Genomic DNA, 16765 nt, shown 5'->3' on the forward strand with positions numbered 1-16765 from the left:
AAATAATCTTTAGAGCAATTACTGCATCTAAAGGTTATTTTCTTTTGTTTTTTTACTTTACCTGATGGAGTACTTTAGGTATAATTACTTTGACAGATGGAGTAATTATTAGAAAGAGGGTTAAAAATGATATCTAGCGATAGTATTCGTGGTTATAACGATACCATTATTCTTTCTTTATTAATGAATGGCGACTCTTATGGTTATGAAATATCCAAAAAAATCCGTGAGGGCACACAAGAAGGTTACATTATTAAAGAAACAACGCTATATTCCACTTTTACTCGTTTAGAAAAACAAGGTTACTTAACCTCTTATCCCGGTAATCAAACACATGGGAAAAAACGAACCTATTATTCGATTAGTCCGTTAGGTAAATCTTATTTAGAAACGAAAAAGCAGGAATGGGAGCAGACGAAAAAAGTCGTCGATTATTTTTTAGAGGAGAGTGTAAAAAATGAAAATAATTAAAGATTATATTGAAGTTTTATTTCTTCAAGTGCCAGTAACAGCAGAAACATTAAAAGTAAAAGAAGATTTGTTAAATACCGCCGAAGATCATTTTGAAGGCTTAATTGCAGAAGGCGTTTCAGAAAAAGAAGCCATCGGGATTGTTATTAGTGAATTTGGTTCAATTGATGATATTTTGATGGAACTTGAACTTGATAAAGTCCAATTAGACGCAGAAGAGCCAATCGAACAAGCAGCTGGTTTTTTATCATTAGATGAAGTAACAGAGCATTGGAGCGAACTTAGAAGCCATATCACTTCAATGGGAATTGGCTTAAGTATTATTGTCTTTGGCTTTGCTTGCTTACCATTTTTAGAATATGGTTATGGTGGGATTTTAACGACCTTAACACTCTTATTTATTTTCTTTTTATGGGGGACTGGTTTTTTAATTTTTGCCATTCATCTTTTAGACTATCGTAAGCAAATAAGACAATTGAAAGATTACAGTATCTCAGAAGAAGTCTTCACTTTTACCGAGTTACAAATGGAACGCTATCGTAAAAGTTATCATGTTGGCCTTACTTTAGGCTTCCTGGCTTTCTTATTTTCGTTACCAATCTTATTTATTTTGTCCAGTTGGTTTATTTCAACATTGGGAATCTTCTTTTTCTTCCTATTATTTGGCGCAGGTAGTTTTCTGGTTTGCTATGTGTCCTTAATCCAAAATGGGTTCAAACGAATTATTAACATGTATACAAAAAAAGAAAAGCGTCGACGCCGTATGATAAAAAAAGGATCTGTAACTTTCAATGAAGATCTATTTTGGGTAAGTGTCGTGATTATTTACTTTGCTTTTTCCTTTATGTTTAGTGCCTGGTTATATAGCTGGTTGATCTTTTTGATTGGTTTTGTGGTAAGTGAACTAATCAAAAGTAAACATTCTCGTCGACAAGCGATGGAAAATGAAATGTTTTGAATTCAGAAGAATACCCATAAAAAATAAGCATGTAAGACAGAGCGCCCCTATTAGATGTGCTCTGTCTTGTATTGTTTATTTTTTCCAATTTTTGAATGAAAGTGGTACACTTATGACAACACCCATCAATCATTTAAGTAAATTCATAAAAAAGTCATCCTTCTTTTATGGTAAATCCACAAATCGATTTGACTTGTGGATTCATTTTTTGATATATTAATTAGGTGATATAAAATCGAATAAAAAAATGGTTGAGCTATTTGCTTCAAGGATCGTATTCTTCAAGGGGTGAGAAGAATTTATTTGGAGTAGCTATTGAACTTTTAGAGCATACTTCTGATTGAAGTATGCTCTTTTTACTTTTGAAAGGAGGGGACATCAGATGAAAGAAGCACTTGAACGTATCCGCTTAGCTGAAGAAAAAAACGAACAAGCACATAAGCAATTATTAGAAGATATCGATCAATACCAAAGAGAGAAGCAAAATGAATTACAAGAGCAACAGAACAAGAACAAGCAATTAAGAAAGGACGCACTTTACGAGTTAGAATCTGGCTTAATGCAGCAAGAAGAAACACTTGCGAGTCAATTACAAGTTGAGGCGCAGTTGATTGATGCAAAAAATGAAGAAATTTATGCGCGTCAAAAAAATGAAATGGTCCAACAAATCATTAAAGAAATGAGGGGAGATTATGGCTGTTAGTCGCCTAACAAAAATGACGCTCCTTGCGGAAAGAAATCAGCATGATGCAATTTTACAAAGCTTACAGAGTATTCAAAACATTGAAATCGAGGATATTTTTCAATCTGATGAAAATGAGCAATGGTTAGCAACCTACTTTCCAGAAATAGAAGAAATCGATCAAGCGACGATTAGCGAGTACACTCAATGGCTGACACAAATTGATCAAGGCATCACTTTTATTCGAAATCACGGTTCATCTACAAAAAAAATTAAAGAGTTACCCCGTAAAAATTATTCACTTCAAGGGTTAGAGGCTGGATTCAATGAAGAAGCTTTAATTAGTTTGTTAAAACAAATTCAACGACTCAAACAAGAATGGCAAAAAAATGAGCAGGAAGAACAGTATTGGCAACAGGTAGAAGAATGGGCAACACAGTGGTATCAATTTGATGTAGCACCAGACTATACACTTGATTCAATTGCCATTCAGTTAGCGAAAGTTGAGGCGAATGCTTGGGAGACTGTTCGTGCCTATCTAACAAATGAAAAAGACATCTATTTTGAAGTCAACCACAATAGCGAAAAAGAAGTTAAATTTAGTTATGCTGTTTTAAAAGAAAAAACTTCAATGGTTCAAAATGCATTAATTGCTTTAGGTGTTTCATTTGAGCAATTACCTTATGAAGAAACAACAACAGAACTTTTAGTAAAATCGAAAAAAGCTTTAAGGAAATGTGTTGAAACAACTAAAAAATTGACCATTGAAATTGGCTACTTAAAAGACCAAGTGTCGATTCTACAATTTAATGAAGAAATTATCTTAGCTCGCCTAACACGTGAACAGGCCAAGGAAAAACTCGTATTAGCGAAACACTTAGTCGTTATTCGTGCATGGGTAAATCAAGATGATCAAAAGAAAATTGTTACTTTTTTACAAAAACAATTTGACAATGCGTTATTCTTCTCTTTTGAAGAGCCGACAAAAACACAAATTGCAACGAATCAAGTCCCTACGAAAATGAAAAATAATCGTTTTGTAGCACCGTTTGAAATATTAACTGGAATGTACTCAGTTCCTAAATATGAAGAAATTGATCCAACACCTTGGATGGCGCCGTTTTATCTAGTCTTTTTTGGAATGATGGTCGCCGATTTGGGCTATGGATTTTTAACTTTTCTTTTTACAACTTTGGCCTTAAAATTCCTTGTTTTACCAAAAGGTATGAAAAAATTCGTTGAGCTGTTCCAAATTCTATCCATTTCAATTATGGTTTGGGGTGGGATTTATGGTAGTCTTTTCGGAGTTGAAATGCCGTTTCAACTTTTAGCACCGACGGAAGACTTTATGACAATCTTTGCTTTATCCGTCATTTTTGGTGGGATTCAAATTTATACAGGTCTTTTCCTAGCGGCCAAAGAAAATATCAAGAAAAAAGATTATCTAAGTGCGATCAGTCAAGGATTTTCTTGGCAAGGAATTTTGACAGGAATCTTTATTGCTGCAGCCGGTAGCTTGGTCTTTGATTCAGCGTTATTAACATCAATAGGAACATACTTAGCACTGTTTTGTGCTTTTCTAGTTTTATTAGTTCCAATGATTCAAAGCAAATCAAAAGTCGGTGGCTTTTTCAGTGGTTTATATGAATTATATGGAATCACTGGCTATATTGGTGACTTTGTAAGTTACAGTCGCTTGATGGCATTGGGAATCTCTGGTGGTAGTATCGCTATGGCCTTTAATATGCTTGTTGGTACGATGCCACCTGTCGCTCGCTATAGTATCGGAATTGTTTTATTGATTGCATTGCACTCCTTAAACATCTTCTTATCGATGTTAGGTGCTTATGTACACGCGGCTCGTTTACAATATGTCGAGTTTTTTGGGAAATTTTATGAAGGTGGCGGACGACCATTTGATTCGTTCAAGCCAACCGAAAAATATGTCAACATAGAAGAAAAATTGGAGGAGAATACACATGATTAAATTTATTTTAGAAAACAACGCAGGAATTTTATTTGCCATCTTAGGAATGGGGACAGCAACAATCTTTGCTGGTATCGGTTCAGCAATAGGTGTAGGTAAAGCCGGCGAAGCAGCGGCAGCTTTAATGACAAACCAACCAGAGAAATTCGGTCAATCATTAATCTTACAATTATTACCAGCAACACAAGGTCTATACGGATTTGCGATTGCAGCGATGATTTTTACAAGTTTATCACCTGATATGAGTATTATTACTGGTTTATCATACCTAGGTGCTTCTTTGCCGGTAGCCTTTACTGGTCTGACTTCAGCCATTCCACAAGGGAAAGTTGCAGCAGCAGGTATCCAAATTTTAGCTAAAAAACCGGAACACTTCTTTAAAGGGGTTATGTATGCGGTAATGGTAGAAATGTACGCAATCTTAGGTTTCGTTATCTCATTCTTACTTTTAGGTAGTATTTAATAACGAACCATCAAGGAGGATCACATATGGATGCCATCGATTTAATTATTGAAAAAATTAATGAGCAAGGCGCAAATGAGCGAAATGAGTTAAAAGAAAGTCGTTTCGCTGAAATTGATACTAATTTCATTGTTGAACAACGGAAGCTAGTCAAAGAACATGAAGCACAACTTGCTAAACAAACCGAACAAGTTCAAAAAGCTCATCAACAGCGTAGCAACCGTTTAACAGTAGAGGCACGCCAAAACGCTTTAAAGAAAAGACAATCCTACTTAGAACGTTTATTTGATGAAGTGCACCAACAAATGGTTGCTTGGACAGTTGAGGAAACTCAAACTTTCGTAAAAGGTATTTTAACAAAATTAGAACTAAAAGAAGTAACGATTCTGCCAGCGGGTAAGATGAATCCGAGCATTTTCGCTCAAACTTGGTTAGAAGCAGTTAGTCAAGAATTAGCAATGACTATTACGCTCGGTGCTACGCAAACACAAGCAGACTACGGATTTTTAATTGAGCATGAAGGTGTCCAATACAACTTTTTATACCGTGACTTATTATTAGAAGAACGAAAACAAAAAGGCCGAGCTGTTATGGAGTCGTTATTTTCATAAGGAGGAGTGTCATGAATAATAGTTATCATACAGTCAATCCGATTATCCGAATCAGAGAAAACGAACTGTTATCAAAAGAAACTTTTGATCAGCTTATTCAAGCACCGTCTTTTGATAAAGTAGCTGAGATTTTAAAACAAACCATTTATGGTCAATATATGGTTGAAGATTTTGAACATCATTTCGAACAATCTTTAAACCAGGAGATTGTTGCAACATACAAAGAACTGATTCCCATCGTTCCAAATCCTGATTTGATTTGGTTATATACGATGCGCTATACAACGCATAATTTAAAAGTATTAACGAAAGCTGATAAAATGAATGAGAATTATGACTATTTATTTATTCCAGATGGCTTTTATACGATTGATGAATTAAAGGCAGCGATTGAAACAGGTGAGTCAAGCACTTTACCAAAATCAATCGTACGTAGTATTCAAGAGGTGCGTGAATACTTTGAAGAATCACGTATCTTACAAGGAATTGACGTGATCTATGATCGTTTCTTTTTAAGTGAGCAACGTAAAATTGCAGAATCATTGAAGGACATTTACATTCTAGAAAATGTTATTGCTTCAATTGATTTGAAAAATATTATTACGGTAGCAAGATGTTTGATGCAAAATCGGACGAAAGGTTTTATGTCAGCCATTGTCTCAGAAGAAGGTAGCATTGATAAAGAAGTTTTATTAGACTTCTCCAATCGGACAGTAGCTGATTTTATTCAATTTATTTCAGAGAGTAGTTATGCTGACTTACTTGAGCCAGCCTTATCAAAAGACAAAATCGATTTTTTAAAACTTGATGTATTGATTGATAATCTTTTGACGAGTAAATTACAAGGTGCTCAAACGCAAGCTTTCGGTCCTTTACCTCTATTGGCCTATTTGAATGCAAAAGATATTGAAGCGATGAACTTACGTTTAATCATTGTCGGTAAACGCAGTGGATTTACAATAGAAGCAATTAAGGAAAGGATGCGTTCACTTTATGACTTATAAAATTGGAGTTATCGGTGATAAAGAATCCATTATGCCTTTTAAGCTATTTGGTTTTAGCGTTTATTATGGTATCAATGAATTAGAGATTACTGAAAGCATGGATCATATGATTGCTGAAAACTACGGCGTTATATATATTACAGAGACGTGCGCTAAACAGATTCCCGAAAAAATTGAATCGGTTAAAAGTTTAGTAACACCGGCTATTGTTCTCATTCCCGACCACGACGGTTCTCAAGGAATTGGACTAGCTGAAGTACAGAAAAATGTTGAGAAGGCAGTCGGCCAGAACATTTTATAGAGGAGTGAAACAGGTGGATATCGGAACAATTGTAAAAGTTTCAGGACCATTAGTAATGGCTGAAAATATGGGTCACGCAAGTATCCAAGATATTTGTTATGTTGGAGACATGGGCGTGATTGGAGAAATTATTGAGATGCGCGGTACTGTAGCATCCATCCAAGTATACGAAGAAACATCTGGTATTGGACCCGGTGAACCGGTCCGTTCAACTGGAGAGGCGCTCTCTGTTGAATTAGCACCAGGAATTATTGCTCAAATGTTTGATGGGATTCAACGCCCATTAGATGTTTTAGCTCAACAAACACAAACGCATTTTTTAGGTCGCGGTGTCCAATTACCTGCACTTGATCACGATAAAAAATGGGATTTTAAAGCCATTGTTAATATTGGCGATGAAGTCGAAACAGGTGATATTTTAGGAACAGTTCAAGAAACTAAAGTGATCAATCATAAAATTATGGTTCCAATCGGTGTTAAAGGAACAGTTAAAGCCATTCATCAAGGTGCATTTACAATTGATGAAGTGGTTGCAGTGATTGAAACGGACAAAGAAGATAAAAACATCACGATGTTACAAAGATGGCCAGTCCGTCGTGCACGTCCAGTTAAAGAAAAAAGCAATCCTGATATTCCAATGATTACAGGACAACGTGTCATTGATACCTTTTTCCCAGTAACCAAAGGTGGAGCAGCAGCAGTCCCTGGTCCTTTCGGTGCCGGTAAAACCGTTGTACAACACCAAATCGCTAAATGGTCAGACGTTGATCTAGTTGTTTATGTTGGTTGTGGTGAGCGCGGGAATGAAATGACTGATGTAATGAACGAGTTCCCTGAGTTAATTGACCCTAATACAGGTGAATCATTAATGGAACGTACCGTTTTAATTGCAAATACATCAAATATGCCGGTTGCAGCTCGTGAAGCTTCAATTTATACCGGAATTACCATTGCTGAATATTTCCGTGATATGGGTTACTCAGTAGCAATCATGGCCGACTCAACTTCACGTTGGGCGGAAGCTTTACGTGAAATGTCGGGTCGTTTAGAAGAAATGCCAGGTGACGAAGGTTATCCTGCATATCTAGGAAGTCGTTTAGCTGAATACTATGAACGTGCTGGACGTGTAATCACGTTAGGTAAAGAACGTCGTGAAGGAAGTATTACAGCAATTAGTGCCGTTTCACCTTCTGGTGGGGATATCTCTGAACCGGTAACACAAAATACATTACGTGTTGTTAAAGTTTTCTGGGGATTAGATTCAATTTTAGCGCAACAACGTCATTTCCCATCAATTGATTGGTTGAAGAGTTATTCATTGTACTTATTAGAAGTTGGCGAATACTTAGATCAACAATTACAAGTTGATTGGTCTGGTTTAGTAATAGAAGCAATGCGCATTTTACAAAAAGAATCCGAATTAAATGAAATTGTTCGTTTAGTAGGGATTGATTCTTTATCAGCTAAAGATCAATTGACACTAGAAACAGCCAAACAAATTCGTGAAGACTACTTACAACAAAACGCTTTTGATGACGTTGATACGTTTACTTCTCGTGAAAAACAATTCCATATGTTAAAAACAATCGTTCTTTTCCATGAAGAAGGACAAAATACAATTGAACTTGGTGCGAGTTTACCAGAAGTAATGCGCGGAACAGTTGTTTTACGTGATCGTATTGCACGTATGAAATATGTTGAAGAAGAAAAAATTGAGCAAATCATCAATTTAGAAAAAGAAATTCAAGTAACGATGAAAGATATTTTACAAAAAGGAGGAATGTAACTTGATTAAAGAATATAAAACAATCGGTGAAGTCGTCGGTCCCTTAATGGCTGTCGATCATGTTGCTGGTGTCAAATACGAAGAGTTAATCGAAGTTCGCCTTCAAAATGGAGAGATACGACAAGGGCAAGTATTAGAAGTAGAAGAAGATAAAGCACTTGTCCAAATCTTCGAAGGAACAGCTGGCATCAATTTACGTGAATCCGCTGTTCGCTTCTTAGGTCATCCTTTACAATTGGGGGTTTCTGAAGACATGGTTGGTCGTGTCTTCGATGGTCTTGGTCGTCCGCGTGATGGTGGTGCTGATATTCTACCAGAAAAAATGATGGACATTAATGGGGAAGTAATCAACCCAATTTCCCGTGACTATCCCGATGAATTTATTCAAACCGGTATTTCATCCATTGACCATTTAAACACACTTGTTCGTGGACAAAAATTACCCGTTTTTTCGGCGTCTGGTCTACCACATAAAGAATTAGCGGCGCAAATTGCTCGTCAAGCAGCTGTTTTAAATACAGACGATAACTTCGCGGTAGTTTTTGCGGGTATCGGTATCACTTTTGAAGAAGCAGAATATTTCATGGAAGACTTCCGTCAAACGGGAGCAATTGACCGTTCGGTTGTTTTCATGAACTTAGCTAACGACCCTGCGATTGAACGAATTGCGACACCAAAAATGGCTTTAACAGCAGCAGAATATTTAGCTTATGAAAAAGGAATGCACGTTTTGGTCATTATGACTGATATGACGAACTACTGTGAAGCGCTCCGTGAAATTTCAGCGGCTCGCCGTGAAGTTCCTGGTCGTCGTGGTTACCCTGGTTATTTATATACAAACTTAGCAACTTTATATGAACGTGCTGGTCGTATTAAAGGTCTAAACGGATCGGTTACTCAAATTCCAATTTTAACCATGCCGGAAGAAGATAAAACGCATCCGATTCCCGATTTAACTGGTTATATCACAGAAGGACAAATTATCCTAACACGTGATTTATACAAAAAAGGGATTCAACCACCGATTGATGTTCTACCATCATTGTCTCGTCTGAAAGATAAAGGGACAGGTGAAGGGAAGACTCGTAAAGATCACGCTGCAACGATGAACCAATTATTTGCTGCATACGCTCAAGGTAAACAAGCAAAAGAGTTGGCAGTCGTTCTGGGAGAGTCTGCCTTATCTGAAACCGACCGTATTTACGCACAATTTGCGGAACTTTTTGAAGATCAATACGTCAATCAAGGTTACCAAACAAATCGAACAATTACGGAAACGCTCGACTTAGGTTGGAAATTACTTGATCTCTTACCAAGAACAGAATTAAAACGTATTAAAGATGAAATGATTGACGAATATCTGCCAGAAAAGGGGTAGAGCAAAATGGCAATTAAAAATATTAATCCAACAAGAATGGAACTTGCCCGCTTATCAAAGCAATTAGGTACAGCTAAACGCGGTCATAAGCTTTTAAAAGACAAGCAAGATGAATTGATGCGTCAGTTCATCTTGTTGATTCGTAAAAACAACACACTTCGACAAGTTGTTGAGGAAGAGATGACTCATGCAATGAAGGCTTTTCGTTTAGCGAATGCAACGATTAATGAAAACTTTATTGAGGAACTCTTTATTCTACCGTCGACCAATGTTTCTTTAGATGTTACTGAAAAAAACATTATGAGTGTCGTTGTGCCAGTGATGAAGTTCGATTATAATGAAGAATATGTAAATGCACCATTAGAGTATGGCTTTTTAAACTCGAACGTGCCTTTGGACTTATCAATCGAACGCTTTACTAATTTTTTACCTAAATTGTTGGAGCTTACAGAAATTGAAAAAACGTGTCAACTGATGTCAGAAGAGATTGAAAAAACACGACGTCGGGTAAATGCGTTAGAATATATGACAATTCCTGAATTAGAAGAAACAATTTACTTTATCAAAATGAAATTAGAAGAAAACGAGCGAGCAGGCGTTACACGCATGATTAAAGTCAAAAACATGAAAAAATAATCTGCTAAAGCGAGGCTATCTCTATGCTTAAATCTATGCTTAAAAAACAATCGACATCTCAGTTCACCGCACCTCAAGTGATTACTTTTGGTTTTGCTAGTATCATCTTATTAGGAGCGATCTTATTATCCTTACCGATTTCTTCAAAAACGGGGGAGGCTACTAATTTCCTGGACGCGTTATTCACGGCAACTTCTGCTACTTGTGTAACGGGTTTAACAACTCTTACAACAGCTGCTCATTGGAGTTTATTTGGACAAATTGTGATCATTACGCTAATCGAAATTGGTGGATTAGGTTTTATGTCGCTACCAATTATCTTTTATTTGATTACTCGTAAAAAAGTTGGTTTAGGAATGCGAATTGCCCTTCGTCAATCGTTAAATCTTGAAGGTCAATCTGGTGAAATGAATTTAATGGTTTATATCATAAAGAATGCCTTGTTAATTCAGTTTGTCGGTATGTTGCTACTAGCTTTTGATTTCATTCCTCGTTTTGGACTACAAAAAGGCATGTGGTATAGCTTTTTCCACGCAATTTCTGCTTTTTGTAATGCTGGTTTTGATATTTTCGGTGATAGTTTAGTACCATTCCAACAAAATCCATGGGTTTTATCAGTGATTAGTGGTTTAATTATCTCCGGTGGATTAGGGTTTATTGTTTGGTATGATATTTTAGATTATAAAAAAACACGTCGCCTAAGTCTCCATAGTAAAATTGCTCTACTTGTAACAGCAGGCTTATTGATTTTCGGAACATTGGGCTTCATGCTGACTGAACAAAATGGCCAAAGTTTAGTAGAAGGAAACTTCATTCAACGTTTCTTTAATACAATCTTTATGTCAGTAACACCTCGTACAGCTGGTTTTTATTCCGTTGATTATTTCTCAATGACGCACGCTGGTTTATTATTAACGATTATTTTAATGTTTATTGGGGGAACTTCTGGTTCAACAGCTGGTGGTTTCAAAACAACAACGTTTGGTATTTTAATCATTAAAATGGTCAGCATCTTCAAAGGGAAGGAACGTGCGGAATATAAAGGACGGACGATTAAAGAATCAACCGTTTCTAGAGCTCTTGTTTTATTTTTCTTAATGTTATCACTCGTTATCGTCAGTACAATGATTTTATCAATCAGCGAAACCGTTCCAAACGTTAACGAACTCGGACTAGAATACATTGTTTTTGAAGTTGTTTCTGCGTTAGGTACGGTTGGTTTAACCATGGGACTCACACCGGATCTCTCCGCTTTAGGTAAAATAATTATTCTAATGCTAATGTTTATCGGGAGAGTGGGGATTATGACAGTTGTCTTCTCACTTGTTTCACGTGGCGTTAGCAACAAACAAACATTTAAATATCCTGATGAAACAGTGATTATCGGATAATGGAACGCTTCTGTGAATGAGCAATCTCACAGAAGCGTTTTTATTTATGTAAAGTAATAGACGATATCGAATATATTAGGTATACTACATATATAGGAGTGTGATTACGATGCTAACAACTAGGACTAGAAAAAATGGAAATTCCATTGTCGTGACACTGCCAACCACAAAAGGTATCAAACAAGAGATTGATAAAGAATACATTGTGGTCTACGGTAAAGATGATACGATTACGCTTATACCAAAACTTGAGGATCCTTTTGCAAATGCTGAAAGCGGTGCATACTATGAAGAAGATGTTTGGAAGGATATGCCTGTAGTAGGTAAAGAGGTGCTTTAATTTGAAAGAACAATTGTATATCCCTGAAAAAGGTGATGTCGTTTGGATTGACTTCGATCCATCATCTGGTAAAGAAATACAAAAAAGACGGCCTGGGGTCGTTGTATCACGCTACGCGTTTAATCGTGCAACATGGTTCGCTGTTATTTGTCCTATAACGTCAACCATTCAAAAAAGTCAAATTCGATTTACATTACCTGAAGAAAATAAAATTAATGGACAAGTAGTTGTTCAGCAATTAAAATCATTGGATTTCACAGCAAGAGATATTCAATTCATTGAGAAGTTATCTGAAGTTGATATGAAAAATATCGATCAAATCATTGAGTACATATTTTAGTTTAACAAAATTTCGCGAAGGAATATTTGTAAGTCGCTGAAACTTCAGTTAATATATTACAAATATTCCTTTATTGGTGTTTGAACCTATCTAAAATAGAAAAAAGATGATAAATGAAGTATTAAACGTCGAATACCTTGTTTTTATCCTGTAAGAGGGAGGAGAATACAAAATAATAGATACTGAAGATTGGATTTAATTTTTATATTTATTGGTTTACATAATATACATTATATGAAGTTAATTCTTATTTTTAACTAAAATAATTATTCAATCGCAGGCTTCAATTTCGGTATTTATCTATCTTCACCTCTCTTTTTATCTGTTTTTCTATCTAATATTGTAGATTCGAGCGGTTTTATAAGTTTTTGACAGAAAATTGAATTACTTACGTATTTAATCATACCAATTGAACTTAAATTCAATTGGTATGTAACAACTTACTGTTTGTAATATCTAAACCTATTTCTAAATCAATAATCTAAACAACTCTGCAATATAATAACATCAATTTCTTAACCTAGTCTTTTATTCTAGTTGAATTAATTGATCTATCACCCTATAATAAAAGAACGAAGACTTCTTTTTAGAAAATGGAAATCATTGAAATTATGCGTGCTAAAAAAAGTGTTCTCGATTTAGAGAAAATTGCAGCACAAAAGAAAAAAATAATAAGTGACGCAGAAAAATTATTCTAATAATTGAATTGGAGCGATTAAAATGTATGATTTAGTTAAGTTGTTATTTGTAAGCTCTCTCTTAGGTTTCATGTACTATTATGTAACTAAAAATGTGTCAGGTATATATATCGCCGTGCTCTTAGTGATCTTGGCCGTTAGCGTTATCTTTTATTCAGCCCTTAGTAGAGTCAAGCAATTCTCTCGAGCTCAAATTGAGCAAATTGATGAGATGTCTGGTGAACAGTTTGAGGACTATACAAAATTCTTGCTAAACAAATTAGGTTACTCAAATGTTAAAGTCACCCCTAATGTGGGCGATCAAGGAATTGATGTCATTGCTCATAAAGATGGAATTAAACATGGATTTCAATGTAAAAGATGGAAAAAGAACGTTGGGAATAAAGCAGTTCAGGAAGTACATGCAGGAATTGGGTTTTATTCTCTTGATAAAGGCTTCGTTATTACGAATAGCAACTTTACGAACTCGGCTAAACAACTTGCGGAAAAGTTGGATATTGAACTATGGAATCGGGACAGATTAATTCAATTATTGGAACAGATAAAAAAAGAAGAAATTAAAGAAGAAAAGAGCAGCTAAACCGCCTCTTCTCTTCTATTTTTATTTTTATAAATTAGCAAAAAGGCTTAAAAAATTACCATCGATATCTTTTATGTAACAATACCAATCATATCTAATTTCATCTAATAATACCCCCTACACTCTTTTCTTTGGTTTAGCAAAAAAAAATAAAAAGTACTTCTTTTAACAAATGAATGCTAAAGGAAGTACTTTTTATGATTAAACGGCCCATCTTCTTTCTAAACGTTTTGAAAAGACAGATAGCGAATAACAAATAACAAAGTAACAAAGAGCCATAGCAACGAACATTGGTAAAACTGCTGTTGGTTCTTGCGCGTAAATGATTTTTGCATGATGAGTCAATTCTGGTAATGAAATCACTACGGCTAATGATGTATCACGAATTAATGAGATAAACTGACTTACAATTGGCGGTAACATCAATTTGATACTTTGCGGAAAAATAATATAATACAACGTCGACAGATAAGATAAGCCTGTTGAACGCCCCGCTTCCATTTGACCTTTTGGTACTGCAACCAGACCTGCTCGAATAATCTCAGATAGCATTGCCGATTCAAAAATAGTCATAGCAACAACTGCTGACCAGAAAATACTTAGCTGGATCCCAATTTGCGGTAAGGCAAAATAGGTAAAGAAGATAATCAATAATAAAGGTAAGTTACGTATAATATCAACAACAATCATTACCACTGTCGATATTACAGGAATCTTTATAAAACGTAAGGTTCCTAGAATCCCACCAATAATGAAACTTAAAATAATTGAAACGACAGCAACTTGCAAAGTAACGAGTAAGCCATCTAATAAAAACCGGATGTTAATCCATGAAAATGCTGATAAGAAATCCATCTTACTCCCCCTCTAGTTTGTTATGCTATAACGTTCCTCAATGTATTTCATCAAATAAGAAATTGGCAATGTAATACATAAATAAATGAAACCTATCATTGTATAGGTTTCAATGGTACTAAAAGTTGTACTTGCGATAATATCCCCTTGATACATCAAATCAACTCCTGTAACCATTGCTAAAATCGATGAGTTTTTAACCAAGTTTATAAATTGGTTTCCTAAAGGAGCAACTACGATTTTAAATGCTTGTGGTAAAATAATATACCACATGGTCTCAACATAACTTAAACCAGTCGCCCGGCCAGCTTCCATTTGTCCTTTTGAAATACCTTCAATCCCTGCTCGAACCGTATCCGCGACAAAGGCTGAAGTATACAGAGTTAACCCTATCGTCCCCGATGAAAAACCATCAAATTTAAACCCATAAATTGGTGCAACGACGAAGAAAAACATTACAATAATCAATAAGGGAATGTTTCTAAAAAATTCAACGTAAGCCGTGGCTATTCTTTTAGGAATCAATAAGGGCGAAACTTGTAGAATAGCCATAACTGTTCCGATAATCAGGCTACCTACTAGGGCGATAATACTGGCTAATAAAGTTGTCATTAAGCCTGAAAAAATAATGTCGCGATTGTTTAAAAATAACTCTATCATTCGTTAGCTCCTCCTTTATTGATTGACTTCTGGGAACCATTTATCAAAAATTTCCTCATAGGTTCCATTTCCCTTAATCGTTCTTAATGCATCATTGACAACTTCTAAAAACGCTTTTTGGCCTTTATTAATTGCAATGCCGTAAGGTTCATCGGTAAAAATATCCCCCGCTAACGTGTAATCAGGATTTTCTTCAGCCATTCCCAACAAAATGGCGTTATCAGTCGTCATAGCGTCTCCTTGCCCAGATTGAAGTGCAGTGAATGCCTCAGCGTAGTTCTCTAACTCTAGGACTTTAGCTTCAGGTGCATATTCTCGAATATTCAACGCTGATGTTGATCCTTTAACAGCTAAAACAGTCGTACTGGAATCTAAACTTTCAATCCCTTTGATTGGACTTCCTTTTTTTACTAATAAAGATTGCCCTGCTTCAAAATAAACATCCGAAAAGTCAACTTGTTTCAAGCGCTCTTCGCTAATTGTCATCGTGGCAATAATGGCATCGATATTTCCGTTTTTTATTAGTGGGATACGTGTTTTAGAAGTAACTTCTAAAAAAGACGCTTTTCCTTCACTACCTAATATTTCTTTTGTTAAGGCACGGGCAATGTCAATATCAAAGCCTTCTACTTCACGTGTTTCAATATTCATTAAGCCAAATAAACGAGTGTCGTTTTTTACACCCCAAATAATTTCAGGTGTTTCTTCGATTCGTTCAAAGATATCTTGTTCTGCGATTGACTTTGATCCACAGCTACCTAAAAAAACTAAACTAAGAGACAGGATACTAAGTAACCATATTTTGTGTTTTGTTTTCAAAAAAACGCCTCCTCTTATGTTATTGTGTAATAATTTTGCTTAAAAATTGTTTCGCTCGTTCATCTTTAGGATTTTCAAAGAATACTTCTGTGTCATCATCTTCTAAAATCTCTCCATCAGCCATAAAAATCACTCGATCTGCTACTTCACGCGCAAAACCCATTTCGTGGGTGACTACCACCATTGTCATGCCTTCTGTGTGAGCTAGGCCTTTCATAACCTCAAGTACTTCTCCAACCATTTCAGGATCAAGTGCAGAAGTCGGCTCATCAAAAAGCATGACATCGGGTTCCATAGCTAAACTTCGAGCAATCGCGATTCGCTGTTGCTGTCCCCCCGATAACTGAGAAGGATAAGAATCTTTTTTATCAAGCATTCCTACTTTAGCTAATAATTCTTCCGCTTTTTCCTCAGCCTCAGCTTTGCTTTTCTTTAAGACTTTCATTGGTGCGAGTGTAATATTATCTAAAACAGTCCGATGAGGGTATAAGTTAAAGTGTTGAAACACCATTCCTAAATTTTTTCGAACGTCGTTAGTATTAACATTTTTATCACGGATGTTTACTCCATTGGTAATTAATTCTCCGGAACTGATTATTTCTAAAGCATTGATACAACGTAACATTGTACTTTTACCTGAACCAGAAGGACCAATAACTACTACGACTTCACCTTCTGTGATTTTTAAATTAATATTTTTCAATGCATGAAAGTCTCCATAGTACTTTTCAACATTTTTAAATTCAATCATTTTGTGACCTCCTAGTATTTGTTTCATTCGTAAATGATTAGTATAATTATAGAC

The 16765-nt window shown here is 35.6% G+C and carries 19 protein-coding genes and 1 other annotated feature; of the genes, 15 read left to right on the forward strand and 4 right to left on the reverse strand.

The annotated features are described in order from the left end of the window. The first annotated feature begins 126 nt into the window (after positions 1-126). From ACFO3L_RS03365 to ACFO3L_RS03435, 15 genes are all read left to right on the forward strand, one after another. Positions 127-471 (forward strand): PadR family transcriptional regulator, encoded by a 345-nt coding sequence (locus ACFO3L_RS03365; RefSeq protein WP_379963831.1) that lies wholly within the window; start codon positions 127-129, stop codon positions 469-471. Then, complete coding sequence (locus ACFO3L_RS03370; RefSeq protein WP_379963833.1) at positions 458-1429, forward strand: permease prefix domain 1-containing protein; 972 nt, start codon at positions 458-460, stop codon at positions 1427-1429. Before ACFO3L_RS03365 ends, ACFO3L_RS03370 begins: the two co-directional genes overlap by 14 nt. A 249-nt stretch (positions 1430-1678) precedes the next feature. Next, positions 1679-1727: a sequence feature (sodium ion sensor (DUF1646 type); this cis-regulatory element may regulate processes involved in with the transportation of sodium ions), on the forward strand. Between the two features lie 84 nt (positions 1728-1811). After that, a complete protein-coding gene (locus ACFO3L_RS03375) occupies positions 1812-2132 on the forward strand; it encodes a hypothetical protein (protein ID WP_379963835.1) in 321 nt (106 codons plus the stop codon). After that, a complete protein-coding gene (locus tag ACFO3L_RS03380) occupies positions 2122-4098 on the forward strand; it encodes a V-type ATP synthase subunit I (RefSeq protein ID WP_379963837.1) in 1977 nt (658 codons plus the stop codon). Before ACFO3L_RS03375 ends, ACFO3L_RS03380 begins: the two co-directional genes overlap by 11 nt. Next, entirely contained in the window at positions 4091-4561 is a 471-nt protein-coding gene (locus ACFO3L_RS03385; protein ID WP_379963839.1) for a V-type ATP synthase subunit K, read from the forward strand. Before ACFO3L_RS03380 ends, ACFO3L_RS03385 begins: the two co-directional genes overlap by 8 nt. Before the next feature lie 26 nt (positions 4562-4587). Beyond that, positions 4588-5172 carry a hypothetical protein gene (locus ACFO3L_RS03390; protein ID WP_379963841.1) on the forward strand — a complete coding sequence of 195 codons (585 nt, stop codon included), beginning with the start codon at positions 4588-4590 and terminating at the stop codon, positions 5170-5172. An 11-nt stretch (positions 5173-5183) separates the two neighbouring features. Beyond that, positions 5184-6176, forward strand: coding sequence for a V-type ATPase subunit (locus ACFO3L_RS03395; RefSeq protein WP_379963843.1), 993 nt, complete (start codon positions 5184-5186; stop codon positions 6174-6176). Continuing rightward, the gene (locus ACFO3L_RS03400; RefSeq protein WP_379963845.1) at positions 6166-6477 is read left to right on the forward strand and encodes a V-type ATP synthase subunit F; all 312 of its coding nucleotides are present in this window, start codon (positions 6166-6168) and stop codon (positions 6475-6477) included. Before ACFO3L_RS03395 ends, ACFO3L_RS03400 begins: the two co-directional genes overlap by 11 nt. Positions 6478-6490: 13 nt before the next feature. Further along, entirely contained in the window at positions 6491-8263 is a 1773-nt protein-coding gene (locus ACFO3L_RS03405) for a V-type ATP synthase subunit A (RefSeq protein WP_379963847.1), read from the forward strand. A 1-nt stretch (position 8264) separates the two neighbouring features. After that, the gene (locus ACFO3L_RS03410; RefSeq protein WP_379963849.1) at positions 8265-9641 is read left to right on the forward strand and encodes a V-type ATP synthase subunit B; all 1377 of its coding nucleotides are present in this window, start codon (positions 8265-8267) and stop codon (positions 9639-9641) included. Between the two features lie 6 nt (positions 9642-9647). Beyond that, a complete protein-coding gene (locus ACFO3L_RS03415) occupies positions 9648-10277 on the forward strand; it encodes a V-type ATP synthase subunit D (protein WP_379963851.1) in 630 nt (209 codons plus the stop codon). Positions 10278-10300: 23 nt separating this feature from the next. Beyond that, positions 10301-11668, forward strand: a complete 1368-nt coding sequence (locus tag ACFO3L_RS03420; protein WP_379963853.1) for a TrkH family potassium uptake protein — start codon at positions 10301-10303, stop codon at positions 11666-11668. 109 nt (positions 11669-11777) lie between these two features. Continuing rightward, entirely contained in the window at positions 11778-12008 is a 231-nt protein-coding gene (mazE, locus tag ACFO3L_RS03425; protein WP_379963855.1) for a type II toxin-antitoxin system PemI/MazE family antitoxin, read from the forward strand. Between the two features lies 1 nt (position 12009). After that, complete coding sequence (locus ACFO3L_RS03430) at positions 12010-12348, forward strand: type II toxin-antitoxin system PemK/MazF family toxin (protein ID WP_379963857.1); 339 nt, start codon at positions 12010-12012, stop codon at positions 12346-12348. Between the two features lie 720 nt (positions 12349-13068). After that, complete coding sequence (locus ACFO3L_RS03435; protein ID WP_379963859.1) at positions 13069-13626, forward strand: restriction endonuclease; 558 nt, start codon at positions 13069-13071, stop codon at positions 13624-13626. Positions 13627-13827: 201 nt separating this feature from the next. Here the strand turns inward: ACFO3L_RS03435 and ACFO3L_RS03440 are convergent, their stop codons facing one another. Genes ACFO3L_RS03440 through ACFO3L_RS03455 form a run of 4 tightly spaced genes read right to left on the reverse strand, consistent with a single transcriptional unit; the run spans position 13828 to position 16711 of the window. Next, positions 13828-14481: an amino acid ABC transporter permease gene (locus ACFO3L_RS03440; RefSeq protein ID WP_379963861.1), complete on the reverse strand. Its 654-nt coding sequence runs from the start codon at positions 14479-14481 to the stop codon at positions 13828-13830. Positions 14482-14493: 12 nt separating this feature from the next. After that, a complete protein-coding gene (locus ACFO3L_RS03445) occupies positions 14494-15141 on the reverse strand; it encodes an amino acid ABC transporter permease (RefSeq protein WP_379963863.1) in 648 nt (215 codons plus the stop codon). A gap of 15 nt (positions 15142-15156) precedes the next feature. Next, a complete protein-coding gene (locus ACFO3L_RS03450; protein ID WP_379964067.1) occupies positions 15157-15942 on the reverse strand; it encodes a transporter substrate-binding domain-containing protein in 786 nt (261 codons plus the stop codon). 37 nt (positions 15943-15979) lie between these two features. After that, a complete protein-coding gene (locus ACFO3L_RS03455) occupies positions 15980-16711 on the reverse strand; it encodes an amino acid ABC transporter ATP-binding protein (RefSeq protein WP_379963865.1) in 732 nt (243 codons plus the stop codon). Between the last annotated feature and the right edge of the window lie 54 nt (positions 16712-16765).

Origin of the sequence: Enterococcus eurekensis, from assembly GCF_042654605.1 — a bacterium.
Classification (GTDB): domain Bacteria; phylum Bacillota; class Bacilli; order Lactobacillales; family Enterococcaceae; genus Enterococcus_I; species Enterococcus_I eurekensis.